Annotated in this window: 21 protein-coding genes; 12 read left to right on the top strand and 9 right to left on the bottom strand. The window is 73.0% G+C overall.

Annotated features, from left to right (window positions below; all coding sequences use genetic code 11):
* Positions 1-7 precede the first annotated feature (7 nt).
* The 3 genes from hutH to AB0947_RS04355 form a co-directional block, all read right to left on the bottom strand.
* Positions 8-1,546, bottom strand: coding sequence for a histidine ammonia-lyase (gene hutH / locus AB0947_RS04365; protein ID WP_366748806.1), 1,539 nt, complete (start codon positions 1,544-1,546; stop codon positions 8-10).
* Between the two features lie 88 nt (positions 1,547-1,634).
* On the bottom strand, positions 1,635-2,777 hold the full coding sequence (locus AB0947_RS04360; RefSeq protein WP_366748719.1) for a GGDEF domain-containing protein: 1,143 nt from the start codon (positions 2,775-2,777) through the stop codon (positions 1,635-1,637).
* Between the two features lie 236 nt (positions 2,778-3,013).
* The gene (locus AB0947_RS04355) at positions 3,014-3,808 is read right to left on the bottom strand and encodes an enoyl-CoA hydratase-related protein (RefSeq protein ID WP_366748718.1); all 795 of its coding nucleotides are present in this window, start codon (positions 3,806-3,808) and stop codon (positions 3,014-3,016) included.
* A 152-nt stretch (positions 3,809-3,960) separates the two neighbouring features.
* Here AB0947_RS04355 and AB0947_RS04350 point away from each other — a divergent pair, with 152 nt between their 5' ends.
* A complete protein-coding gene (locus tag AB0947_RS04350) occupies positions 3,961-4,596 on the top strand; it encodes a hypothetical protein (protein WP_366748717.1) in 636 nt (211 codons plus the stop codon).
* Positions 4,597-4,611: 15 nt separating this feature from the next.
* Here the strand turns inward: AB0947_RS04350 and AB0947_RS04345 are convergent, their stop codons facing one another.
* Positions 4,612-5,736 (bottom strand): adenylate/guanylate cyclase domain-containing protein, encoded by a 1,125-nt coding sequence (locus AB0947_RS04345; RefSeq protein WP_366748716.1) that lies wholly within the window; start codon positions 5,734-5,736, stop codon positions 4,612-4,614.
* Positions 5,737-5,950: 214 nt separating this feature from the next.
* A complete protein-coding gene (locus tag AB0947_RS04340) occupies positions 5,951-6,811 on the bottom strand; it encodes a biotin--[acetyl-CoA-carboxylase] ligase (protein ID WP_366748715.1) in 861 nt (286 codons plus the stop codon).
* Between the two features lie 110 nt (positions 6,812-6,921).
* Between AB0947_RS04340 and AB0947_RS04335 the strand changes: the two genes are divergently transcribed.
* The 4 genes from AB0947_RS04335 to AB0947_RS04320 all read left to right on the top strand — a co-directional run bounded on the left by AB0947_RS04335 (position 6,922) and on the right by AB0947_RS04320 (position 9,661).
* The gene (locus AB0947_RS04335; protein WP_366748714.1) at positions 6,922-8,535 is read left to right on the top strand and encodes an acyl-CoA carboxylase subunit beta; all 1,614 of its coding nucleotides are present in this window, start codon (positions 6,922-6,924) and stop codon (positions 8,533-8,535) included.
* 53 nt (positions 8,536-8,588) lie between these two features.
* Positions 8,589-8,798: an acyl-CoA carboxylase epsilon subunit gene (locus AB0947_RS04330; protein ID WP_366748713.1), complete on the top strand. Its 210-nt coding sequence runs from the start codon at positions 8,589-8,591 to the stop codon at positions 8,796-8,798.
* A gap of 84 nt (positions 8,799-8,882) precedes the next feature.
* A complete protein-coding gene (locus AB0947_RS04325) occupies positions 8,883-9,011 on the top strand; it encodes a hypothetical protein (RefSeq protein ID WP_263983217.1) in 129 nt (42 codons plus the stop codon).
* A 32-nt stretch (positions 9,012-9,043) separates the two neighbouring features.
* A complete protein-coding gene (locus tag AB0947_RS04320) occupies positions 9,044-9,661 on the top strand; it encodes a nucleoside triphosphate pyrophosphatase (RefSeq protein WP_366748712.1) in 618 nt (205 codons plus the stop codon).
* Here the strand turns inward: AB0947_RS04320 and AB0947_RS04315 are convergent.
* Positions 9,633-10,217 carry a hypothetical protein gene (locus tag AB0947_RS04315; RefSeq protein ID WP_366748711.1) on the bottom strand — a complete coding sequence of 195 codons (585 nt, stop codon included), beginning with the start codon at positions 10,215-10,217 and terminating at the stop codon, positions 9,633-9,635. The genes AB0947_RS04320 and AB0947_RS04315 overlap by 29 nt on opposite strands.
* A 364-nt stretch (positions 10,218-10,581) precedes the next feature.
* Here AB0947_RS04315 and AB0947_RS04310 point away from each other — a divergent pair, with 364 nt between their 5' ends.
* Positions 10,582-12,354 (top strand): biotin carboxylase N-terminal domain-containing protein, encoded by a 1,773-nt coding sequence (locus AB0947_RS04310; protein ID WP_366748710.1) that lies wholly within the window; start codon positions 10,582-10,584, stop codon positions 12,352-12,354.
* A gap of 239 nt (positions 12,355-12,593) precedes the next feature.
* Here the strand turns inward: AB0947_RS04310 and AB0947_RS04305 are convergent, their stop codons facing one another.
* Complete coding sequence (locus AB0947_RS04305) at positions 12,594-13,502, bottom strand: DeoR/GlpR family DNA-binding transcription regulator (RefSeq protein ID WP_366748805.1); 909 nt, start codon at positions 13,500-13,502, stop codon at positions 12,594-12,596.
* A 190-nt stretch (positions 13,503-13,692) separates the two neighbouring features.
* Entirely contained in the window at positions 13,693-15,141 is a 1,449-nt protein-coding gene (locus AB0947_RS04300) for an NAD(P)H-quinone dehydrogenase (RefSeq protein WP_366748709.1), read from the bottom strand.
* Between the two features lie 96 nt (positions 15,142-15,237).
* On the opposite strand from AB0947_RS04300, the gene AB0947_RS04295 reads away from it, so the two are divergent.
* From AB0947_RS04295 to AB0947_RS04285, 3 genes are all read left to right on the top strand, one after another.
* On the top strand, positions 15,238-15,675 hold the full coding sequence (locus AB0947_RS04295; RefSeq protein WP_014674593.1) for a gamma-glutamylcyclotransferase: 438 nt from the start codon (positions 15,238-15,240) through the stop codon (positions 15,673-15,675).
* Between the two features lie 135 nt (positions 15,676-15,810).
* Positions 15,811-16,635 (top strand): purine-nucleoside phosphorylase, encoded by an 825-nt coding sequence (locus AB0947_RS04290; RefSeq protein WP_366748708.1) that lies wholly within the window; start codon positions 15,811-15,813, stop codon positions 16,633-16,635.
* 883 nt (positions 16,636-17,518) lie between these two features.
* Positions 17,519-19,150: a phospho-sugar mutase gene (locus AB0947_RS04285; protein ID WP_366748707.1), complete on the top strand. Its 1,632-nt coding sequence runs from the start codon at positions 17,519-17,521 to the stop codon at positions 19,148-19,150.
* A gap of 282 nt (positions 19,151-19,432) precedes the next feature.
* On the opposite strand, the gene AB0947_RS04280 is transcribed toward AB0947_RS04285, so the two are convergent.
* Positions 19,433-20,134, bottom strand: a complete 702-nt coding sequence (locus tag AB0947_RS04280; protein WP_366748706.1) for a PH domain-containing protein — start codon at positions 20,132-20,134, stop codon at positions 19,433-19,435.
* A gap of 135 nt (positions 20,135-20,269) precedes the next feature.
* Here AB0947_RS04280 and deoC point away from each other — a divergent pair, with 135 nt between their 5' ends.
* The 3 genes from deoC to AB0947_RS04265 are packed head-to-tail and all read left to right on the top strand — an operon-like array spanning position 20,270 to position 23,543.
* The gene (gene deoC / locus AB0947_RS04275; protein WP_366748804.1) at positions 20,270-21,229 is read left to right on the top strand and encodes a deoxyribose-phosphate aldolase; all 960 of its coding nucleotides are present in this window, start codon (positions 20,270-20,272) and stop codon (positions 21,227-21,229) included.
* Positions 21,230-21,235: 6 nt separating this feature from the next.
* A complete protein-coding gene (locus AB0947_RS04270) occupies positions 21,236-22,666 on the top strand; it encodes an aldehyde dehydrogenase family protein (protein WP_366748705.1) in 1,431 nt (476 codons plus the stop codon).
* Positions 22,659-23,543, top strand: coding sequence for an aldehyde dehydrogenase family protein (locus tag AB0947_RS04265; protein WP_366748704.1), 885 nt, complete (start codon positions 22,659-22,661; stop codon positions 23,541-23,543). Before AB0947_RS04270 ends, AB0947_RS04265 begins: the two co-directional genes overlap by 8 nt.
* Positions 23,544-23,579 lie beyond the last annotated feature (36 nt).

Raw genomic sequence — 23,579 nt, 5'->3', positions numbered from 1 at the left:
TGCGCGCTCACTGGAGCGGGCCGGTGACCTTCTCCACGGCCGCCACGAGATCGCCGCCGCGCACGAACGCGTCGGCGGCGGCCAGGTCGGGCGCCAGGAACCGGTCCGGGCCCGGACCCCGCACACCCGCGGCCCGGACGGCCTCGATGACCTCCTGGGAGGCGGGCGCCGGGGTGAGGCCCTCGCGCAGCTCGATGGCGCGGGTGGCCGCGTACAGCTCGATGGCGATGACCCGGGTGAGGTTGTCCACGGCGGTGCGCAGCTTGCGCGCGGCCGACCAGCCCATGGAGACGTGGTCCTCCTGCATGGCGGAGGACGGGATGGAGTCCGCGGAGGCCGGGACGGCGAGCCGCTTCAGCTCGCTGACCAGCGCGGCCTGCGTGTACTGGGCGATCATCAGACCGGAGTCCACGCCGGCGTCGTCGGCGAGGAACGGCGGCAGGCCGTGACTGCGGTTCTTGTCCAGCAGCCGGTCGGTGCGGCGCTCGGCGATGGAGCCGAGGTCGGCGGCGGCGATGGCGAGGAAGTCCAGGACGTAAGCGACCGGCGCGCCGTGGAAGTTGCCATTGGACTCCACACGGCCGTCGGGCAGTACCACCGGGTTGTCGACGGCGGAGGCCAGCTCCCGCTCGGCGACCAGGCGGGCGTGCGCGAGGGTGTCGCGGCCGGCGCCGGCGACCTGCGGGGCGCAGCGCACCGAGTAGGCGTCCTGGACGCGGGGCGCGTCGTCCTGGTGGTGCCCGGTGAGCTGGGAACCCTTGAGCACCGCGAGCATGTTGGCGGCGGAGGCACCCTGGCCCGGATGGGGCCGGATGGCGTGCAGTTCGGGCGCGAGCACCTTGTCGGTCCCGAGCAGCGCCTCCAGGCTGAGGGCGGCGGTTATGTCGGCGGACTTGTAGAGGGTGTCGAGGTCGGCGAGGGCCATGACCAGCATGCCGAGCATGCCGTCGGTGCCGTTGAGGAGGGCGAGGCCCTCCTTCTCGCGCAGCTCGACGGGGGCGATCCCGTGCTCGGCGAGCAGCTCGCCGGCGGGCCGGACGGTGCCGTCGGGGCCCTCCGCCTCCCCTTCTCCCATGAGGGTGAGGGCGCAGTGGGACAGCGGGGCCAGGTCACCGGAGCAGCCGAGGGAGCCGTACTCGTGCACGACCGGGGTGATGCCCGCGTTCAGCACGTCGGCCATGGTCTGCGCGACCTCGGGCCGCACACCGGTGTGCCCGGAGCAGACGGTCTTCAGGCGCAGGAACATCAGGGCCCGTACGACCTCGCGCTCCACCCAGGGGCCCATGCCGGCGGCGTGCGAGCGGACGATGTTGCGCTGTAGCTGGGCACGCAGTTCCTGGCTGATGTGCCGGGTCGCCAGGGCGCCGAAGCCGGTGGAGACGCCGTAGACCGGGTCGGGCTTGGCCGCGAGCGCGTCCACGATCTCCCGGGCCGCCGCGAGGGCCGCCACCGCCTCCGCCGACAGCTCGATGCGGGCACCGCCGCGCGCCACGGCGAGAACGTCGGACGCGGTGACGCCGGACGTCCCCACCACCACAGTGTGCATATCCATATTCAGGAGCGTACGCATTGAATGCGTCGGTGTCACTAGTGGGGACCGGGAGCACCCCTTACCGCGCGGTGTGGGCTTCGCCTCACGGCCGGCGTCCGCGGAACCGGCGCCGTTCGGTCCGTGCGGGCGGTGGCGCGTCGGCCAGCCGCACCACCGGATCGTCCGGCCCCTCCCGGCCGGCCACCACCGGCCGGTCCAGGCGCAGCGCCTTCGCCCGGTACTGGGCGGCGTCCGCGAGCCGGAACAGCCGGCGCGCGTCCCGTACCTCGCCGATCGCGTCCTCGGTCGAGGCGACCCCGCAGGAGACGCCCTCCCCCGGTTCCAGCTCGCCGGCCCGCCGGCACAGCTCGTCGGCCGCCTTGACCACGTCGTCGGCGGACGGCCCGACCGCGAGCAGACAGAACTCGTCCCCGCCGAGCCGCGCGGCCAGCGCGCCCGGCACCATCGCGCCGCACAGCGACAGCACCGAGCCGAAGCGTTCGAGGAGGCGGTCGCCGACGGCGTGCCCGAGGGTGTCGTTGACCCGCTTGAGCCCGTTGAGGTCGCAGACCACCAGGCTGACGACCACGCCCTGCGCGCGGTGCCGTTCCACGGCCTCCTCCAGGCGTACGTCCACGGCACGGCGGTTGGCCAGGCCGGTGAGGGCGTCGGTGAACGCGAGCCGGCGGGCCTCCTCCAGCCGCTCGGTCTGCGCGATGCCCGCGGCCACGACGGCGGCGAGGACGGTCGCGAAGTCGGCGTCGCCCCGCGCGAAGGACGCCCCGCCGACCGGCCGCGCCACGTACAGCTCGCCCCAGGCCCGGCCGTGCAGGACGACCGGGGCGACCACGCAGCAGCCGCGGCCCCGGCGGCGCAGGGCGGCGACGCGCTGGTGGAAGTAACCGGGGGTGCCTTTCGCCGTGCCCTCGGCCGTCTCCACCCAGGCGTTGGGGCCCCCGCCGCCGGCCCACCGCTCGTGCAGGAACTCGGTGATCTCCGGGAACTGGTGCACCGGGTAGGTCTCGGCCTCCGGGAACTCCTCTTCGTCCGGGGCGCGGTCGCCCACGTTGACGAGGACCCGGAGCCGGCCGAGTTCGCGTTCCCACACCGACAGCGCGGCGAAGCTGCCGTCGAGCGCGTGGCAGGCGCCGCGGGCGGCGGCCTGCCAGCACTCCCGCGGGGTGTGCGCCGCCGCCATGCCCTGCGCCAGCGCCACGACTGCGGCCAGCCGCTTGTCCTCACCCATTACTCCAGGTTAGGGAGGAATGGGTGGTTTGGGGGTGTGGGTGCGGCGATCAGGTGGCGGACGGTGCGCGGCGCTGCGCGGGGTGCGGGTCACTGTGCGGGTGCGTTGTGGCTTGCCGCGTGCGGCTACCGGGCCGGGGCACCGGACCGTTGCCGGGTGCGGGTGCGTCGTCGCCGGTCGCGCGGTTCCCCGCGCCCCTCGCGCTCCTTCGGGGCCTAGGGGGGCCGGTCCGTGTCCTACTCTCCCGGCCACTGCGGCTTGCGCTTCTCGTTGAAGGCCGCCACTCCCTCCGCCCGGTCACCCGAGAAGGCCACCGAGCGCCAGGCCGCGTCCTCCACCTCCAGCCCGGCCCGCAGGTCCAGCCCCTGCCCCAGGCGCAGCGCCCGCTTCGCCGCCCGCAGCCCCACCGGCGAGTTCCCGGCGATCCGCTCGGCCAGCGCCAGCGCCTCCTCGCGGTCCCGGCCGGGCTCCACCAGGCGGTCCACCAGCCCCAGCTCGGCCGCCTCCGCCGCCTCCACCCGCCGCGCCGAGAAGATCAGCTCGGCCGCGCGGGCCGCGCCGACCCGCCGGGGCAGCAGCTGGGTCCCGCCGCCGCCCGGGATCACGCCCACGGACACCTCCGGCAGCCCCACCACGGCGGTGCCGTCCGCCACGATCAGGTCGCAGGACAGCGCCAGCTCGAACCCGCCGCCGAGCGCGAAGCCGTGCACCGCCGCGATCGTCGGCATCGGCAGCTCCAGCACCCCGGTGTACGACCCGCGCGTCACCGGTCGCTGCCGCATCAGGTCGGCGTCCGTGAAGGAGTTCCGCTCCTTCAGGTCCGCCCCCACGCAGAACGCCCGTTCGTGCGACGAGGTGAGGACGACCACCCGGGCGTCCCGGTCGGCGGAAAGCGCGGCGCAGGCACTCGTGAGGGAGCGGGCCATCTCCGTGGAGACCGCGTTCATCGCCTTGGGCCGGTCCAGCACCAGCTCCGCGACGTGCCCGTGCCGCCGTACCAGCACGAACTCCCCGAACCGCTCCTCACCCATGACACCCTCCGGTTAACGCGGGTTAACATTCGTCGCCCCGATCATCGCAGCCGGGTTCCTTCCCGTGAAGTCCAGGGGGCTACACCCGTTCGAGTGACATCCCGGCCTTCTCCCCGCACACCGCCCACACGAGCGCATAGCGTCCGGGACCCATGACACCGATACCTGCACACTCCGGCGCCGAGCGGGAACGCGCGCCGGAGCGCACGCCGGGAGTACGGCGCGGCCGGCACCGCAAGCCCCGCCCGCGCAAGGTGCTGCTGGCCGCCGGCGGCCTCGCCCTGGCCGCGGGTGTGCTCAGCCTGGTACGGGCCGCCCCGGACGCGGGAGTCGGCGCGCCGGGCACCGCGGAGGCCGAGCCCAGGACCGGACCGGGCGAAAGTCCCGCGGACCGCTCCGCCGGCATCGCGGCCACCATCGCCGCCGCCCCGACCGCCCTGCCGTCGGCGACCTCCGCCATGGGCGGCAGGAGCCTCGTGCCGGTGCCCGCCGGCACCCCGGCCGGTTCGACACCGGCCTCGGCCCCGGCCCCCGGCACGGCCACGGCCACACCCGGTGGCACCGCCGTACCGACCGCCCTGCCGAGCCGGACCCCGGGCCCGCCGAGCGGCACGTCCCGGCCGCCCGCGCCGACGGCGTCCGCCCCGCGCCCGGCCCCGGCGACCCCCACGCCGACCGCCACCCCCACCCCCGGCCACGGCCCGGCCGGCCCGGAGCCCCGTCCGGGCGGGGTGTGCGTACCGGTGATCGGACTGTGCCTGGACCTACCCGGCGACCGGCACGGCTGAGAACCGCCCCGACGGCTACGGCTGCCCGTCGCGGCGGGTGAGCAGCCACGGCTCCACCACACCGAGCCCGCGCACCGGGCGCTGCCACATCGGCTGGAGCGCGAAGCGGTACACCGGCGGGTCCTCGCCCTCCTTCTCGGCCGCCGCCGCGGCCTCCGCCGCCTCCGCCTCCGAGGCGGGCGCCTCGCCGCTGCGGATCAGCTCCTCGGCGAACGCGCTGTCCACGAGGACGGCGTCGCGCGGGGCTATCGAGGTCAGCCGGGAGGCCAGGTTCACCGTCGTACCGAACACGTCGCCCATGCGGGTGGTCACCGTGCCGAACGCCATGCCGACCCGCAGCTCGGGCATCGTCTCGTCGTTCGCCAGCGTCTCCACCAGCAGCAGCGCGATGTCCGCGGCCACACCGGCGTCGTCCGCCGCGTACAGCACCTCGTCGCCGAGGGTCTTGATGAGCCGGCCGCCGCGCGCCGCCACCAGGTCGGCGGCGGTCGTCTCGAACGCCTCGACCAGCTCGCCCAGCTCCTCCTCCTCCATGCGGCGGGTGAGCCGGGTGAAGCCGACGAGGTCGGCGAAGCCGACGGCGAGCCGCCGGTCGACCATCTCCTCGTCGTCGGCGGTCTGGACGACCCGGCCGGCCGACGCGGCGAGCTGGCGCCGCCAGACGTAGACGAGGAACTCCTCCAGCTCGGGCAGGAGCAGCTCGACGATCGGGTACGTCACCTCGGTGCGGGTCATCCCCGGTTCCGGGGGCTCGGTCAGGCCCTCCAGGAAGGAGTCGATCTGCCATTCCGCCAACCGGGCGGTGGTCTGCCCGGTGGACCGGGCCACCTGCACCGCCATGGCCTCGCTCAGCAGCCCCGCCTCCACCAGGCCGGCGAGGCGGCGCAGGGCCAGCACGTCGGCCTCGGTGAGGGCCTTGGCCTGGCCGATGTCCGCGAAGCCCATCGCCCGCCAGAACCGGGACGCCAGCTCCATGGAGACGCCTGCGCTGCGGGCGGCCTGGAACGGGGTGTAGCGGCGCTCGGCGCCCAGGATGAGCTGTTCGAGACGCAGGGCCAGCGGGTCATCGCCGGTCTCGGGGGCGTGGGGGTCCACCCGGCCGTCCCCGCCAGCGCCGGAGCCCGTGTCGTCGACGGTCACGCCTGCTGCCCTTCCGATCTGCCGCGGTCAGGTATCGACCGGCCTCAACTCTACGGCAGGTGTGCGCCAGCTCACTCCGTCGGGTTGGGCCGGCGGCACGCGTTCCCGGCACCGGTCACGTGGACCGGGGTGGTCCGGCGACGCGTGCTCGCCGTGCCCGGCCGCAGGTCCATTCTGGCTGGTCGGGCGGTTCCCCGCGCCTTTTCGCAGCGCGCTACGCCGGCCGCAGGTGGACGATGTCGCCCGCCCCCACCGGCTCCTGCACCCCGTTCTCCGTGGCGATGATCAGCCGCCCGTCGCCGTCCAGCGCCACGGCCTCCCCGACCACCGAGCGGTCCCCCGGCAGCTCCGCCCGCACCATCCGCCCGAGGGTCGCGCAGCCCGCGGTGTACGTCTCCTGGAGCCGGCTCGCCGAGGGATCGCCCCCCGCGGCCCGCCAGCGTCCGTACCAGCCCTCCAGCGACCGCAGCACCGCCCGCAGCAGCGGATCCCGGTCCGTGCCCAGCGCACCGGCCAGGGCCAGGGACCCCGCCTGCGGGACCGGCAGCTCGTCGGCCCTGAGGGTGACGTTGATGCCGACGCCGATGACGACGCCGTCGTCGCCGGCCCGCTCGGCGAGGATGCCGCCGGCCTTGCGTTCCTCCCCGCCGACGGTCACCAGCAGGTCGTTCGGCCACTTGAGCGCCGTGTCGACGCCCGCCGCCCGGGACAGCCCGGTCGCCACCGCGACGCCCGTCAGCAGCGGCAGCCACCCCCAGCGGGTCACCGGCACCTCGGTGGGCTTGAGCAGGACGGAGAAGAACAGGCCCGAGCGCGGCGGAGCCGTCCAGCGGCGGTCCAGCCGGCCCCGGCCCGTCGTCTGCTCCTCGGCCACCAGGACCGCGCCCTCGTCGGCGTCGCCCGCGGCGGCCAGGGCGACCAGGTCGGAGTTGGTGGAACCGGTCCGCTGCACCACCTCGATGTCGCAGTACAGGCCCTCCGGCCTGACCAGCCCGCGGCGCAGGGCGGCGCCGTTCAGGGGCGGACGGTCCAGGTCGGACCAGCGGCTGTCGTCTGATGGATTCTGCGGCGTCATGCAAGCCACCCTAGGTGTGGTAAACGACGCACTGCTGATCCGCAGGCCCGCCACTACTCTACGGATGAGTAACCGTCCCCCCTTTTGAGCAGGCAGGGAGCCGCATCCCGATGTCCGAGCCGGAAGAGCGTCACGAGGTCCGAGAGACCGACATCCACACGACCGCGGGGAAGCTCGCGGATCTCCAGCGCCGCATCCACGAGGCGACGCACGCCGGCTCCGAGCGCGCCGTCGAGAAGCAGCACGCCAAGGGCAAGCTGACGGCGCGTGAGCGGATCGAACTGCTGCTCGACGAGGGGTCGTTCGTCGAGCTGGACGAGTTCGCCCGGCACCGGTCGACCAACTTCGGGCTGGAGCGCAACCGCCCGTACGGGGACGGTGTCGTCACCGGCTACGGCACGGTCGACGGCCGCCCGGTCGCGGTCTTCTCGCAGGACTTCACCGTCTTCGGCGGCGCCCTCGGCGAGGTCTACGGCCAGAAGATCGTCAAGGTCATGGACTTCGCCCTGAAGACCGGCTGCCCGGTCATCGGGATCAACGACTCCGGCGGCGCCCGCATCCAGGAGGGGGTCGCCTCCCTCGGGGCGTACGGCGAGATCTTCCGGCGCAACACCCACGCCAGCGGTGTCATCCCGCAGATCTCGCTCGTCGTCGGGCCCTGCGCGGGCGGCGCGGTCTACTCCCCGGCCATCACCGACTTCACGGTCATGGTCGACCAGACCTCGCACATGTTCATCACCGGCCCGGACGTCATCAAGACCGTCACCGGCGAGGACGTCGGCTTCGAGGAGCTGGGCGGCGCCCGCACCCACAACACCGCCTCCGGCGTGGCCCACCACATGGCCGGGGACGAGAAGGACGCCATCGAGTACGTCAAGCAGCTGCTGTCGTACCTGCCGTCCAACAACCTCTCCGAGCCCCCGGTCTTCCCGGAGGAGGCGGACCTCTCCCCCAGCGACGAGGACCGCGAGCTGGACACCGTCGTACCGGACAGCGCCAACCAGCCGTACGACATGCACACGGTGATCGAGCACGTCCTGGACGACGCCGAGTTCTTCGAGACCCAGGCCCTGTTCGCGCCGAACATCCTCACCGGGTTCGGGCGGGTCGAGGGCCACCCGGTCGGCGTCGTCGCCAACCAGCCGATGCAGTTCGCCGGCTGTCTCGACATCACGGCGAGCGAGAAGGCCGCCCGGTTCGTACGGACCTGCGACGCCTTCAACATCCCGGTGCTGACCTTCGTGGACGTGCCGGGCTTCCTGCCGGGCGTCGGCCAGGAGCACGACGGCATCATCCGGCGCGGCGCCAAGCTGATCTACGCCTACGCCGAGGCCACCGTCCCGCTGATCACCGTCATCACCCGCAAGGCCTTCGGCGGCGCCTACGACGTCATGGGCTCCAAGCACCTGGGCGCCGACCTCAACCTGGCCTGGCCCACCGCCCAGATCGCCGTCATGGGCGCCCAGGGCGCGGTCAACATCCTGCACCGCCGCACGCTCGCGGAGGCGGAGGCGAACGGCGAGGATGTCGAGGCGGTGCGCGCCCGGCTGATCCAGGAGTACGAGGACACCCTCCTCAACCCCTACGTCGCGGCCGAGCGCGGCTACATCGACGCGGTGATCATGCCGTCCGACACCCGCGCGCACATCGTCCGCGGGCTGCGTCAGCTGCGCACCAAGCGGGAATCCCTTCCTCCGAAGAAGCACGGGAACATCCCCCTCTAGGGTCCGAGAGGCCCTAGGTCACCCGCCAAGCCCTGCCGACCCTGGGAGCGGTCATGAACATCAAGGTCGTACGAGGCAATCCGACCCCGGAGGAGCTGGCCGCCGCCCTGGCGGTGGTCCGCGCCCGCGCCGCGGCGGCGGAGGCGACGCCGTCCGGCGCGGAGTCCCCGAGGGACGCGTGGTCCGACCCGTCCCGGATCGCGGCCCACCGCGTCCCCCGCCCGGGCCCGACGTCCTGGACCCGCACCTACTGGCCGGCCTGAGGGGTTCCGGGAGCACGAGCCGGGGCGCCAACCTGAGTAGCAGTACTCAGGCGCCCTCCCCGGCCGAAGCCGCACGCTGGAGGGATGCTGTGGTCGGACCCGGAGAACGAACCGCCGAAGGAACTGCGCGACGCGCAGAACATGCTTCGGCGGCTCGGGCTCCTGGTGGCCCTCGCCATGGTGCTGTTCATGATCGTCAGTGGCCTGAGGTGAGCCGCGGCGCGCCCGCTGACTAACCTGGCCGCATGACTGCCAAACCCCGCAGGCGACTCGTGCTCGCCTCCCAGTCCCCCGCCCGGCTGGCCCTGCTCCGGCAGGCCGGCCTCGCCCCCGAGGTGATCGTGAGCGGCGTCGACGAGGACGCCGTCACCGCGCCCACCCCGGCGGAACTGGCCCTCGCCCTCGCCGAGGCCAAGGCGAGCGTGGTGGCGGCGAAACCGGAGGTGCGGGGCGCCCTGGTGATCGGCTGCGACTCGGTGCTGGAGCTGGACGGGCAGGCGCTCGGCAAGCCGGCCGACGCCGAGGAGGCCACCGCCCGCTGGAAGAACATGCGCGGGCGGGCCGGGGTCCTCCAGACGGGGCACTGCGTGTGGGACACGGAGGCCAAGCGGTACGTGTCGGCGACCGCGTCCACCATCGTCCGCTTCGGTGAGCCCAGCGACGAGGAGATCACCGCCTACGTGGCCTCCGGGGAGCCGCTGCACGTCGCCGGCGCGTTCACCCTGGACGGCCGTTCGGCGCCGTTCATCGAGGGCATCGACGGCGACCACGGCAACGTGATCGGCATCAGCCTGCCCCTGTTCCGCAGGCTCCTCGCCGAACTGGGCGTGGGCATCACGGAGTTGTGGGCACCGGAGCGGTGATCCGGGCGGGGACCGTGTCCTGCGGCTCGTCGTCCCCGTCCTGCGGCTCGTCCGTACGGCTCACCGGCGCGCCCGCGCCGGCGGGGGCCGCGCCCGGTTCCGCCCGCGCGGCCGGTCCGGCGCCCTCCCCGGGCGTGCCGCCGGGTGCCGCCTCCTCCGGGCCGCCCGCACGGTCGTACGTCATCAGGAGCAGCACGATCAGCGCGAGGACGACCACCATGAACAGGAAGGCCGTCCAGCCCACCAGGCCCCAGGCGAACGCGCCCAGCAGGCCGTGCACGACGGCCGCGCTGATCAGCAGGACGCGGCCGAGACCCGCCGGTGCGCGGTCCCGTACCGCGACCAGCGCGGCCACCAGGGCGCACAGCGCGAAGTAGAGGCCGAAGACCACTCCGCCGATCTTCGAGGACATCGACATGACGTCCGGGTCGAGACCGGCCAGGGACATGTCCTGGCGGTCGACGACCACTCCGAGGAACCAGTTGAGCGCGGCGATGAGGACGGCCTCCGCCAGGAGGACGACCGCCACGACCCCTGCCACCGGTCTGCGCACCACCGATCCCCACCCACTCTCACACCAGCAGCCTGTTACCCCAGGTACGTTCCGGACAGCGCGAACGCTACTAACGGGTAAACCCAGGGACAAGGGTTCGGGCAGCAGCAAAGAATCATTGGGCCATTCGTAGGGACTCGACAAAGAATCCGAGTGGGCCGCAGCACGCCTTCACAGAGACCTTGGCCACATGACAGGGCTAGGGTTTTCCGCAGGAGTCCTGCGTACCGAGGTGCGACATGGGCTTTCGCGGGTCGAGCGGGCCTCGCATCACGCTCCGTGTGGGCAAGCTCACCACAGGGGACGGGTCGAAGTGCCGTGTCGGCAGTCCCTAAACTCGGCTTGTTTCAAGGAGGGAGCCTCAATCGTGCGCAAGGTGCTCATCGCCAACCGTGGCGAAATCGCTGTCCGCGTGGCCCGGGCCTGTCGGGACGCCGGGATCGCGAGCGTGGCCGTCTACGCCGACCCGGACCGGGACGCTCTGCATGTCCGCGCCGCGGATGAGGCGTTCGCTCTGGGCGGTGACACCCCGGCCACCAGCTACCTGGTCATCGACAAGATCTTGAACGCGGCGCGCGAGTCCGGCGCGGACGCCGTCCACCCGGGGTACGGCTTCCTCTCGGAGAACGCCGAGTTCGCGCAGGCCGTGCTGGACGCCGGCCTGATCTGGATCGGCCCGCCGCCGCAGGCGATCCGCGACCTGGGCGACAAGGTCGCCGCCCGGCACATCGCCCAGCGCGCCGGCGCGCCGCTGGTCGCCGGTACGCCCGACCCGGTGAGCGGCGCCGACGAGGTCGTGGCCTTCGCCCGGGAGCACGGCCTGCCGATCGCCATCAAGGCCGCCTTCGGTGGCGGTGGCCGCGGTCTGAAGGTGGCCCGCACCCTCGAAGAGGTCCCGGAGCTGTACGACTCCGCGGTGCGCGAGGCGGTCGCCGCCTTCGGCCGCGGCGAGTGCTTCGTCGAGCGCTACCTGGACCGTCCGCGCCACGTGGAGACCCAGTGCCTGGCCGACAAGCACGGCAACGTGGTCGTGGTCTCCACCCGTGACTGCTCCCTCCAGCGCCGCCACCAGAAGCTGGTCGAGGAGGCCCCGGCGCCGTTCCTGTCCGAGGAGCAGGTCGCCGAGCTGTACCGCGCGTCGAAGGCGATCCTGAAGGAGGCCCGCTACGAGGGCGCCGGCACCTGCGAGTTCCTGGTCGGCCAGGACGGCACGATCTCCTTCCTGGAGGTGAACACCCGCCTCCAGGTGGAGCACCCGGTGACCGAGGAGGTCGCCGGCATCGACCTGGTCCGCGAGATGTTCCGCATCGCCGACGGCGAGGAACTCGGTTACGGCGATCCGGTGCTGCGCGGTCACTCGTTCGAGTTCCGTATCAACGGCGAGGACCCGGGCCGCAACTTCCTCCCGGCCCCCGGCACGGTCACCCGGTTCGACCCGCCGTCCGGCCCCGGCGTCCGTCTGGACGCGGGCGTGGAGTCCGGCTCGGTCATCGGCCCGGCCTGGGACTCGCTGCTCGCCAAGCTGGTCGTGACCGGCCGTACCCGCAAGGAGGCCCTGGAGCGGGCCGCCCGCGCGCTGGACGAGTTCCAGGTCGAGGGCATGGCGACGGCGATCCCCTTCCACCGCGTGGTGGTGCGGGACCCGGCGTTCGCCCCCGAGCTGACCGGCTCGCAGGACCCCTTCACGGTCCACACCCGCTGGATCGAGACCGAGTTCGTCAACGAGATCAAGCCGTTCGCCGCGCCCGCCGACGCCGAGGCGGAGGAGGAACTGGGCCGCGAGACGGTCGTCGTCGAGGTCGGCGGCAAGCGCCTGGAGGTCTCGCTGCCGTCGTCGCTCGGCATGAGCCTGGCCCGCACGGGCCTCGCGGCCGGCGCCAAGCCCAAGCGCCGCGCGGCGAAGAAGTCCGGCCCGGTCGCCTCCGGTGACACCCTCGCCTCGCCGATGCAGGGCACGATCGTGAAGATCGCCGTCGAGGAGGGCCAGGAGGTCAAGGAGGGCGACCTGGTCGTCGTCCTGGAGGCCATGAAGATGGAACAGCCCCTGAACGCCCACAAGGCGGGCACCATCAAGGGCCTGACCGCCGAGGTCGGCGCGTCCATCACGTCGGGCGCGGCGATCTGCGAGATCAAGGACTGAGGTCCGGCCGCGACACACCGAGTCGGCCCCCGGCACGCACCGGGGGCCGGCCGCTTTTCCGGACCCTGAGCCTCCAGCCGTGGGCCGTGGACGCCACCGACGGGTGGGCGGCGGCGGTGCGCGGCCCGGTCCGGTCCGGGGAGGAGTCGTCGGGCGGCTGACGGCCGGTCGAACGCCCTGTCAGTCCGCACGAGCGTCGGCCCCTGGCGAGGCTGCGGGCGTCCGGGCGTCCGGCGTCCTCAGCGCCTTCGCAGGTCGGCGACGCGTCCCCGCTCGGCCGCGGCCGACTCTCCCAGCCCCGCCCCCGAGCGGAGCGCCACGTGCCCCCTGCGCGGCCCCGGCAGCGGGGCGCGGCGGGTCGCCGGGACCTGTTCACCCCCCGGGTTCCCGCTCGCCCCGGCCACGGCGATCTGCACGCCCTGGTCCGCGAGCGCCTGCAACTCCGTGGCGGCGCGGTCGTCGTGGGCCGGGAGCTCGTCGGTGACCAGCCGGGTGATGAGGTCCGTGGGCACGGTCTGGAACATGGTGTCCGTGCCGAGCTTGGTGTGGTCGGCGAGGACCACGACCTCCGCCGCGGCCTGGACGAGGGCCCGGTCCACGGACGCCGAGAGCATGTTGGAGGTGGACAGGCCGCGCTCGGCCGTCAGCCCGCTTCCGGACAGGAAGGCCTTCGACACGCGCAGGCCCTGGAGGGACTGCTCCGCGCCGGAGCCGACGAGGGCGTAGTTGGAGCCGCGCAGGGTGCCTCCGGTCATCACGACCTCCACCCGGTTGGCGTGGGCCAGCGCCTGCGCCACCAGGAGGGAGTTGGTGACGACCGTCAGGCCCGGCACGCGCGCGAGCCGGCGGGCCAGCTCCTGCGTGGTCGTACCGGCCCCGACCACGATCGCCTCGCCCTCTTCGACGAGGCCCGCGGCGAGGTCGGCGATGGCCGTCTTCTCGGCGGTCGCGAGATGGGATTTCTGCGGAAAGCCGGACTCTCGCGTGAACCCGCCCGGCAGTACCGCACCGCCGTGCCGGCGGTCGAGGAGTCCTTCTGCCTCCAGTGCCCGCACGTCCCGCCGTACGGTCACTTCGGAGGTCTGGACGACGCGGGCGAGCTCACGGAGCGACACGGCACCGTTCGCTCGCACCATTTCAAGGATCAATTGGCGACGTTCAGCAGCGAACACGAAACTGACAGTAACCCCAGCGACCGTCTGCTTTCAGCAGTTTGCGCCGAATAACAGAAGTTGTTCGCACGGCAGGGCGGGAAGTGGTATAGAACCCGCCCGCCCCGACTATGCCGACCGCGCATGCCCCAACACCCCCTGACCAGGGGGAAGTCGGCGGCGGCCGTCAGGCCTCCGCGCTCGCCTTGCGGGTGTGCAGCTGCCGCGCGACCTCCGCGATCGACCCCGAAAGGGAGGGGTACACCGTGAACGCGTTCGCGATCTGTTCGACCGTCAGATTGTTGTCGACGGCGATCGAGATGGGGTGGATCAGTTCCGAGGCGCGCGGCGCCACGACCACCCCGCCGACCACGATGCCCGTGCCGGGCCGGCAGAAGATCTTCACAAAGCCGTCCCGGATGCCCTGCATCTTGGCGCGCGGGTTGCGCAGCAGCGGCAGCTTGACGACCTTCGCGTCGATCTTCCCCGCGTCCACGTCCGCCTGGCTGTAACCGACGGTGGCGATCTCGGGGTCGGTGAAGACGTTGGACGAGACGGTCTTCAGGTTCAGCGGGGCCACCGCGTCGCCGAGGAAGTGGTACATGGCGATGCGCCCCTGCATGGCGGCGACGGACGCGAGGGCGAAGACACCGGTCACGTCACCGGCCGCGTAGACACCGGGCGCGGTCGTCCGGGACACCTTGTCCGTCCAGATGTGACCCGAGTCGCGCAGCTTGACCCCGGCCTCCTCCAGGCCGAGGCCCGCGCTGTTCGGGATGGCGCCGACCGCCATCAGGCAGTGCGAGCCGGTGATGACCCGGCCGTCGGCCAGCGTCACCTCGACCCGGTCGCCGACCCGCTTGGCGGACTGCGCGCGGGAGCGGGCCATGACGTTCATGCCACGGCGCCGGAAGACGTCCTCCAGGACGGCGGCGGCGTCCGGGTCCTCACCCGGCAGCACGCGGTCGCGGGACGACACGAGCGTGACCTTCGACCCCAGGGCCTGGTACGCGCCGGCGAACTCGGCACCGGTCACGCCCGACCCGACCACGATCAGCTCTTCGGGCAGCTCGGTGAGGTCGTAGACCTGGGTCCAGTTGAGGATGCGCTCGCCGTCGGGCCGGGCGTCGGGCAGCTCGCGCGGATGACCGCCGGTGGCGATGAGGACGGCATCGGCGGTGAGCGTCTCCTCGGTGCCGTCGGCGGCGGTGACGACGACCTTCCGGGACCCGTCCAGGGACTGCATGCCGTCCAGCCGGCCGCGCCCGCGCACGACCCGGGCGCCGGCCCGGGTGACGGAGGCGGTGATGTCGTGGGACTGGGCGAGCGCCAGCCGCTTCACCCGGCGGTTGACCTTCCCGAGGTCCACGCCGACCACCCGGGCCGCCTGCTCCAGCGGCGGGGTGTCGTCGGCGACGATGATGCCGAGCTCTTCGTACGACGAATCGAAGGTCGTCATGACCTCGGCCGTAGCGATAAGGGTCTTCGACGGCACGCAGTCGGTCAGCACCGACGCCCCGCCCAGACCGTCGCAGTCGACGACGGTCACCTCCGCGCCGAGCTGAGCGGCCACCAGCGCCGCTTCGTATCCGCCGGGTCCGCCACCGATGATCACGATCCGAGTCACGTACTCCATTGTCCCGCACGCTTCAAGGTGCCACTGCCCGGGGGCGCCACCCGGGGGCTCCTGGGACGCCCGGGGCACGCGGTGCGCCTGCCGTACCCTCTGTCCATGTCGCTCTATGCCGCGTACGCCGGCAACCTCGACGCGCGCCTGATGTCCCGCCGCGCCCCGCACTCCCCGCTGCGCGCCACCGGCTGGCTGAACGGCTGGCGGCTGACCTTCGGCGGCGAGCAGCTGGGCTGGGAGGGAGCGCTGGCCACGATCGTCGAGGACCCGTTGGCCGAGGTCTTCGTCGGCCTGTACGACATCGCACCCATGGACGAGGAGTCGCTCGACCGGTGGGAGGGCGTGGGCCTCGACATATACCGCCGGGTACGCGTGCGCGTGCACACCCTGGACGGTGAGGAGCCGGCCTGGGCGTACGTCCTCAACGCGTACGAGGGCGGGCTGCCGTCGGCGCGCTACCTGGGCGAGATCGCCGACGCGGCGGAGTCGGCGGGGGCTCCGCACGACTACGTGATGGAGCTCCGCAAGCGCCCCTGCTGACCCTCCGGGCGCTCCCCTGTGCCGCGTTTTGCTCCGCTTTTTCCGGCTGCTTGTGGAAAACGACAAGACAACGAAGGCAAACCCGTGGGCTCTGTCATCTACGCGCGTAGGCGAGAACCGGCTACCCTCATCGGCGTGAACGCATTTCTTCTTCCGGACGACATCCAGGGCGACCCCCACGCGGCCGCCGACGCCGCCGCCGCGCGCCTGCGCGCCCTCACGGGCGCCGAGACCCACGACGTCGCCCTCGTGATGGGCTCCGGCTGGGCTCCGGCCGTCGACGCCCTCGGGGCGCCCGACGCCGAGTTCCAGGTCACCGAGCTGCCCGGCTTCCCGCCGCCGGCCGTCGAGGGCCACGGCGGCAAGATCCGCTCGTACTCCTTCGGTGACAAGCGGGCCCTGGTCTTCCTGGGCCGCACCCACTACTACGAGGGCCGCGGTGTGGCCGCGGTGGCGCACGGCGTCCGTACGGCCGTCGCGGCCGGCTGCAAGACCATCGTGCTGACCAACGGCTGCGGCGGTCTGCGCGAGGGCATGCGGCCCGGCCAGCCGGTACTGATCAGCGACCACATCAACCTGACGGCGACGTCCCCGATCGTCGGCGCGAACTTCGTCGACCTGACGGACCTGTACTCGCCGCGCCTGCGCGCCCTGTGCAAGGAGATCGACCCCACGCTGGAGGAGGGCGTCTACGCCCAGTTCCCCGGCCCGCACTACGAGACCCCGGCCGAGATCCGCATGGCCCGCGTCATCGGCGCGGACCTGGTCGGCATGTCCACGGTGCTGGAGGCCATCGCCGCCCGCGAGGCCGGCGCCGAGGTGCTCGGCATCTCCCTGGTCACCAACCTGGCCGCGGGCATGACCGGCGAACCCCTCAACCACGAGGAGGTCCTCCAGGCCGGCCGCGACTCGGCGGCCCGCATGGGCGAACTGCTGGCACGGGTACTGGGCAGGATCTGACGGAACGCTGCGCTCGGCTTCGACGGGGGCGGTGGCGTTCCGGTCGGCTCGGGGCGTGGCGGGGCGGGGCACTGGGTTCGGCTCTGGGCGGGCGCGGGACAGCCTTCGGCTCTGGGTGGGGGTTACAGCCTCCGGTTCTGGGCGGGGGCTACAGCCTCAGGCTCTGGGCGGGGGCTACAGCCTCCGGCTCTGGGCTGGGGAACGACAGCGGCCGGCTCTAAGCGGGGTGGTGCCCTCGGCTTCGGGCTGGGGCGCTGGACTCTGCTTCAGGCGGGCGTTGGGACCGGCTTCGGGCCGGGTCGCTGCACTCGGCTTCGAGCGGAGGCCCGCTGGCCCGGCTCCGAGCGGGGCACCAGGCTCTGCCCCAGGCAGGCATTGGGACCGGCTCCGAGCAGAGTCGCCGGGCCCGGCTTCGAGCGGAGGCCCGCTGGCCCGGCTCCGAGCGAGGCACCAAGCTCTGCCCCAGGCGGGTATCGGGCTCGGCTTCGGACCCAGGGCCCGCTGGGCCGGGCCTCGGGTGCGGCGCCGGGTTCGCTTCTGGCCGTGGGCGGCGTTGCGACCGGCATGGGTGGGCACCAGCGAGCGTAGGGATCGGTCTTCGGCCGGGGCGGCGTTCCACCCGGCTCGCGGGCGGTATTCCCGGTCCGGCGGCTGCTCGCCGTACCGCTCCCGCACCGCGCCACCGGCACCGGCACCACAACGACCGGCGGCACCGCCGCCGCTCAAGCCGGACCCGCCGCCGCCCGGACCCCCGAGCGGCGCGCGATGCGGCAAGCTCCCTTCCGTGCCGCGCCCCGCTCCCCGGGGGCGTCGGCGGCAGAGTGGGGGTCCGGGGGAAGCCCCCCGGTTGGACGAGGCAAACACAGGAGAGGTTGATCCCAAGGTGCACGACGATCTCATCGCCCGGGCCAAGGCCTGGCTCGCCGAGGACCCGGACCAGGAGACCCGCGACGAACTGGCCGCGCTGATCGACGCCGGTGCCGTCGAGGAGCTGTCGGCCCGCTTCTCCGGCACACTCCAGTTCGGCACCGCCGGCCTGCGCGGCGAGCTGGGCGCCGGCCCGATGCGCATGAACCGCGGCGTCGTCATCCGTGCCGCCGCCGGCCTCGCCGCGTACCTGAAGAAGAACGGCCACCCCGGTGGACTCGTCGTCATCGGCTACGACGCCCGCCACAAGTCCGCCGACTTCGCCCGGGACACCGCCGCCGTGATGACCGGCGCCGGCCTGCGCGCGGCCGTACTCCCCCGCCCGCTGCCCACCCCCGTGCTGGCCTTCGCGATAAGGCACCTCGGCGCGGTCGCGGGCGTCGAGGTCACCGCCAGCCACAACCCGCCCCGGGACAACGGCTACAAGGTCTACCTCGGCGACGGCTCCCAGATCGTCCCGCCCGCCGACGCGGAGATCGCCGCCGAGATCGACGCGATCGCCTCCCTGCACGACGTACCCCGTCCGGAGGACGGCTGGGAGACCCTGGACGAGTCGGTCCTGGACGCCTACCTCGCCCGCACGGACGCCGTGCTGGACCCCTCCTCCCCCCGTACCGCCCGCACGGTCTACACGGCGATGCACGGCGTCGGCCGGGACGTCCTGCTGGCCGCGTTCGCCCGCGCCGGCTTCCCCGAGCCGGTGCTGGTCGCCGAGCAGGCCGACCCGGACCCGGACTTCCCGACGGTCGCCTTCCCGAACCCGGAGGAGCCGGGCGCGATGGACCTGGCGTTCGCGCGGGCCCGCGCCACCGACCCGGACCTGGTGATCGCCAACGACCCCGACGCGGACCGCTGCGCGGTGGCCGTGAAGGACGGCGGCGACTGGCGGATGCTGCGCGGCGACGAGGTCGGCGCCCTGCTCGCCGCCCATCTGGTCCGCCGTGGCGCCCGGGGCACCTTCGCCGAGTCGATCGTCTCCTCCTCCCTGCTCGGCCGGATCGCCCAGAAGGCGGGGCTGCCGTACGAGGAGACGCTGACCGGCTTCAAGTGGATCGCCCGTGTCGACGGCCTGCGCTACGGCTACGAGGAGGCCCTCGGCTACTGCGTGGACCCGGACGGCGTGCGCGACAAGGACGGCATCACCGCCGCGCTGCTGATCACCGAGCTGGCGTCCGTGCTGAAGGAGGAGGGCCGTACCCTCCTCGACCTGCTCGACGACCTGGCCGTGGAGCACGGCCTGCACGCCACCGACCAGCTGTCGGTGCGGGTCAAGGACGTGTCGCTGATCGCGGACGCGATGCGCCGTCTGCGCGAGCAGCCGCCGGCCGGTCTCGCGGGGCTGCCCGTCGTCCGGGCCGAGGACCTGAACCGGGGCACGGAGAAGCTGCCGCCCACGGACGGCCTGCGCTACACGCTCGACGGCGCCCGGGTCATCGTCCGTCCCAGCGGCACCGAGCCGAAACTGAAGTGCTACCTGGAGGTCGTCGTACCGGTCGAGGCCCACGCCGGCCTGCCGGCCGCCCGCGCCCGCGCGGCGGAGCTGCTGACGGCCGTCAAGCGCGACCTGTCGGCGGCCGCCGGCATCTGAGGATCCGGGGCCCTGCTGTCCGTCCGCACGACAGGAACATCCGCACGACAGGGACAGCAGGGCCGCCGTCCAACCCGGCGCGCGCACCGGCGCCCAGGGACCACAGAAGCAGACAGCCCACGCCGCACCCACGCGGGCACGTCAGGAAACCCGGCCCTCGATCCACCACCCGGTGCCGACGTACGCCGGCACCCGGCCCGGCAGGCCCACGCCTTGGCGTCAGCCCGCCCAGGCCGCGGCCCCGCCCTCCGGAGGCAAGGCGGGCAGCCCCCGAGGGCTCCCTCAGCCCACCGCCAGCAGGATCGCCAGCAGCACCGCTCCGGCGACCACGGGCGCGGCCACCTCGTAGGCCCAGCGCACGGTGATCTCGCCCTGTGCCGACTCGGCCTGCCCGCGCCGCTCCAGCGTCTCCCCCAGGTCGGCCATGATCTGGTCGGTCTCCGCCCGGGCCGGCCCCGGCTCCGGGCCGCGCACGCTGAACCCGCCGAAGCCGAGGCCGCTCGGTGCGAGCACCCCGTCCCGGCCGCCCCGGGCCGTGCCGCGGGCCGCGTCCGCCGCCGCCCGCTGCTGCCGGCGCACCGCCTTCTTGCGGGCCCGCAGCGAGACGGGGACCGCCCACAGCTGGTACTTGGCGCCGGACTTGGCGAGGACCTCGTTGGAGTAGCCGGAGCGCAGGCCGGCGATCTCGCCCCAGGGCAGGGTGATCACCCGGAACGGGTTGCGGACGCGCAGCCGGTCCTCGCCCGCGAACACCGCCGGGCGGAGCGTGAAAGCGAGGACCAGCGGCACGATCAGGATCATCCCGGCCAGCGCCAGCCACGGGGTCCGGCCGTGGCCCTTGAACAGGGCGTCGAAGCCCAGCCAGAGGACGACCAGGAGCAGCAGCGTGCCGCCCGCCAGCCCGAGGGGCGAGCGGTAGACGCGGTCCTTGGCGGCGGGCGCCGGCGGCTGTGACGCGGGTGACGGGTGGTCCGGGGTGGTCATGGCCCCGATTCTGCACGACGCCGTCCGCGGTGCGGCCACGCGCCCGTGAACCGGCGCTCATCCGTGATGTCGGCCTCGGGGACGGGCCCGGGGGTGTACAGCCGCTACGCGCGTAGATATGCTCGTCTGGTGACCATGCCCACTACCGCACCCACAGCTCACGCTCTCGCTGACGTCACCGCGTCCGACAGCACGCTGCGCCGCTTCCTCCACGGGCTGCCCGGCGTCGACGCGGTCGGCCTGGAGGCGCGCGCCGCGTCCCTCGGCACCCGTTCCATCAAGACCACCGCGAAGGCGTACGCCATCGACCTCGCCATCTCGATGGTCGACCTGACGACGCTGGAAGGCGCGGACACCCCGGGCAAGGTCCGGGCGCTCGGCGCCAAGGCGGTCCACCCGGACCCCACGGACCGCACGACCCCGACGACGGCCGCGGTCTGCGTCTACCCCGACATGGTGGCCGTCGCCAAGGAGGCCGTCGCCGGCTCCGGCGTCAAGGTCGCCTCGGTGGCCACCGCCTTCCCGGCCGGCCGTGCCGCGCTCGACGTGAAGCTGGCCGACGTCCGTGAGGCCGTCGCCGCCGGCGCCGACGAGATCGACATGGTCATCGACCGCGGCGCGTTCCTCGCCGGCAGGTACCTGAAGGTGTACGACGAGATCGTCGCCGTGAGGGAGGTCTGCGGGACGGACGCCCGGCTGAAGGTCATCTTCGAGACCGGCGAGCTGTCGACGTACGACAACATCCGCCGCGCCTCCTGGCTCGGCATGCTGGCCGGCGCCGACTTCATCAAGACGTCGACGGGCAAGGTCGCCGTCAACGCCACGCCCGCGAACACCCTCCTCATGCTGGAGGCGGTCCGCGACTTCCGGGCCCAGACCGGCGTCCAGGTCGGGGTGAAACCGGCCGGCGGCATCCGCACCAGCAAGGACGCGATCAAGTTCCTGGTCCTGGTCAACGAGACCGCGGGCGAGGACTGGCTGGACAACCACTGGTTCCGCTTCGGCGCCTCCTCGCTCCTGAACGACCTGCTGATGCAGCGCCAGAAGCTGGCCACCGGCCGCTACTCCGGTCCCGACTACGTGACGGTGGACTGATCCCCCATGGCATTCGAGTACGCACCCGCCCCCGAGTCCCGCGCGATCGTCGACATCGCGCCCTCGTACGGCCTGTTCATCGACGGCGAGTTCACCGAGGCGGCCGACGGCAAGGTCTTCAAGACGGTCTCGCCGTCGACGGAGGAGGTCCTCGCCGAGGTCGCCCAGGCCGGTTCCGAGGACGTCGACCGTGCCGTCAGGGCCGCCCGCAAGGCGTTCGAGAAGTGGTCCGCGCTGCCCGGCTCCGAGCGCGCCAAGTACCTGTTCCGCATCGCCCGGATCGTCCAGGAGCGCAGCCGTGAGCTGGCGGTCCTGGAGACGCTGGACAACGGCAAGCCGATCAGGGAGACCCGCGACGCGGACCTCCCGCTGGTCGCCGCGCACTTCTTCTACTACGCGGGCTGGGCCGACAAGCTCGGCCACGCCGGCTTCGGCCCGGACCCCAGGCCGCTGGGCGTGGCCGGCCAGGTCATCCCGTGGAACTTCCCGCTGCTGATGCTGGCGTGGAAGATCGCCCCGGCCCTCGCGACCGGCAACACGGTCGTCCTGAAGCCCGCCGAGACGACCCCGCTGTCCGCCCTGTTCTTCGCGGACGTCTGCCGCCAGGCCGGCCTGCCCAAGGGTGTCGTCAACATCCTCCCGGGCTACGGCGACGCGGGCGCCGCGCTGGTCGGGCACCCCGACGTGAACAAGGTCGCCTTCACCGGCTCCACGGCCGTCGGCAAGGAGATCGCCCGCACGGTCGCCGGCACCCGCAAGAAGCTCACCCTCGAACTGGGCGGCAAGGGCGCGAACATCGTCTTCGACGACGCGCCGATCGACCAGGCCGTCGAGGGCATCGTCAAGGGCATCTTCTTCAACCAGGGCCAGGTCTGCTGCGCGGGCTCCCGCCTCCTGGTCCAGGAGTCGATCCAGGACGAGCTGCTGGACTCCCTCAAGCGCCGCCTGTCCACGCTGCGCCTCGGCGACCCGCTGGACAAGAACACCGACATCGGCGCGATCAACTCCGCCGAGCAGCTGGCCCGGATCACCGCGCTGGCCGAGCGGGGCGAGGCGGAGGGCGCCGAACGCTGGTCGCCGGCCTGCGAACTGCCCTCGTCCGGTTACTGGTTCGCCCCGACGCTGTTCACGAACGTCACCCAGGCGCACACCATCGCCCGTGACGAGATCTTCGGCCCGGTGCTGTCGGTCCTCACCTTCCGTACGCCCGACGAGGCCGTCGCCAAGGCCAACAACACCCAGTACGGCCTCTCGGCCGGCATCTGGACCGAGAAGGGCTCGCGCATCCTGGCCGTCGCGAACAAGCTGCGCGCCGGTGTCGTCTGGTCCAACACGTTCAACAAGTTCGACCCGACCTCGCCGTTCGGCGGCTACAAGGAGTCGGGCTTCGGCCGCGAGGGCGGCCGCCACGGCCTGGAGGCGTACCTCGATGTCTGACCGACTCACTGTGTTCAAGACCTACAAGCTGTACGTCGGCGGGAAGTTCCCGCGTTCCGAGAGCGGCCGGGTGTACGAGGTGCAGGACTCGAAGGGCAACTGGCTGGCCAACGCTCCGCTGTCCTCCCGCAAGGACGCCCGTGACGCGGTGGTCGCCGCGCGCAAGGCGTTCGGCGGCTGGTCCGGCGCGACCGCCTACAACCGCGGCCAGGTCCTCTACCGCGTCGCGGAGATGCTGGAGGGCCGCAAGGAACAGTTCGTCCGGGAGGTCGCGGACGCGGAGGGCCTGTCGAAGTCGAAGGCGGCGGCCGTCGTGGACGCGACGATCGACCGCTGGGTCTGGTACGCGGGCTGGACCGACAAGATCGCCCAGGTGATCGGCGGCGCCAACCCGGTCGCGGGCCCGTACTTCAACCTCTCCTCCCCGGAGCCGACCGGCGTGGTCGCCGTGCTGGCCCCGCAGGAGTCGTCCTTCCTCGGCCTGGTGTCGGTCGTGGCCCCGGTGATCGCCACCGGCAACACGGCGGTCGTGATCGCCTCCGAGAAGGCCCCGCTGCCGGCCCTTTCCCTGGGCGAGGTGCTGGCCACCTCCGACGTCCCGGGCGGTGTCGTCAACGTCCTGTCCGGCCGTACGGCGGAGATCGCGGCGCCGCTGGCCGCGCACCAGGACGTCAACGCCATCGACCTCGCGGGCGCGGACGAGGACCTGGCGAAGGAGCTGGAGGTCGCGGCGGCCGACAACCTGAAGCGGGTGCTCCGTCCACAGGCTGTGGATTACTTCGAGACGCCGGGGACCGAGCGGATGACGGCGTTCCTGGAGACCAAGACGGTGTGGCACCCGACGGGCGCGCTGGGCGCGTCGGGCTCTTCCTACTGAGGGGCCCCGGGCGGGGGACCACCCCCGCCCCGCGCC

It is taken from the genome of Streptomyces sp. NPDC047841 (assembly GCF_040704085.1).
GTDB classification, from domain to species: Bacteria; Actinomycetota; Actinomycetes; order Streptomycetales; family Streptomycetaceae; genus Streptomyces; species Streptomyces argyrophylli.
This window is presented reverse-complemented; position numbering and strand designations above follow the sequence as displayed.

Coding starts and splice junctions, on each gene's coding strand:
- hutH (WP_366748806.1), bottom strand. CDS start 1,546: ATGCACACTGTGGTGGTGGGGACGTCCGGCGTCACCGCGTCCGACGTT.
- AB0947_RS04360 (WP_366748719.1), bottom strand. CDS start 2,777: ATGGGTGAGGACAAGCGGCTGGCCGCAGTCGTGGCGCTGGCGCAGGGC.
- AB0947_RS04355 (WP_366748718.1), bottom strand. CDS start 3,808: ATGGGTGAGGAGCGGTTCGGGGAGTTCGTGCTGGTACGGCGGCACGGG.
- AB0947_RS04350 (WP_366748717.1), top strand. CDS start 3,961: ATGACACCGATACCTGCACACTCCGGCGCCGAGCGGGAACGCGCGCCG.
- AB0947_RS04340 (WP_366748715.1), bottom strand. CDS start 6,811: ATGACGCCGCAGAATCCATCAGACGACAGCCGCTGGTCCGACCTGGAC.
- AB0947_RS04335 (WP_366748714.1), top strand. CDS start 6,922: ATGTCCGAGCCGGAAGAGCGTCACGAGGTCCGAGAGACCGACATCCAC.
- AB0947_RS04330 (WP_366748713.1), top strand. CDS start 8,589: ATGAACATCAAGGTCGTACGAGGCAATCCGACCCCGGAGGAGCTGGCC.
- AB0947_RS04325 (WP_263983217.1), top strand. CDS start 8,883: ATGCTGTGGTCGGACCCGGAGAACGAACCGCCGAAGGAACTGCGCGAC.
- AB0947_RS04320 (WP_366748712.1), top strand. CDS start 9,044: ATGACTGCCAAACCCCGCAGGCGACTCGTGCTCGCCTCCCAGTCCCCC.
- AB0947_RS04300 (WP_366748709.1), bottom strand. CDS start 15,141: ATGGAGTACGTGACTCGGATCGTGATCATCGGTGGCGGACCCGGCGGA.
- AB0947_RS04295 (WP_014674593.1), top strand. CDS start 15,238: ATGTCGCTCTATGCCGCGTACGCCGGCAACCTCGACGCGCGCCTGATG.
- AB0947_RS04280 (WP_366748706.1), bottom strand. CDS start 20,134: ATGACCACCCCGGACCACCCGTCACCCGCGTCACAGCCGCCGGCGCCC.
- deoC (WP_366748804.1), top strand. CDS start 20,270: ATGCCCACTACCGCACCCACAGCTCACGCTCTCGCTGACGTCACCGCG.
- AB0947_RS04270 (WP_366748705.1), top strand. CDS start 21,236: ATGGCATTCGAGTACGCACCCGCCCCCGAGTCCCGCGCGATCGTCGAC.
- AB0947_RS04265 (WP_366748704.1), top strand. CDS start 22,659: ATGTCTGACCGACTCACTGTGTTCAAGACCTACAAGCTGTACGTCGGC.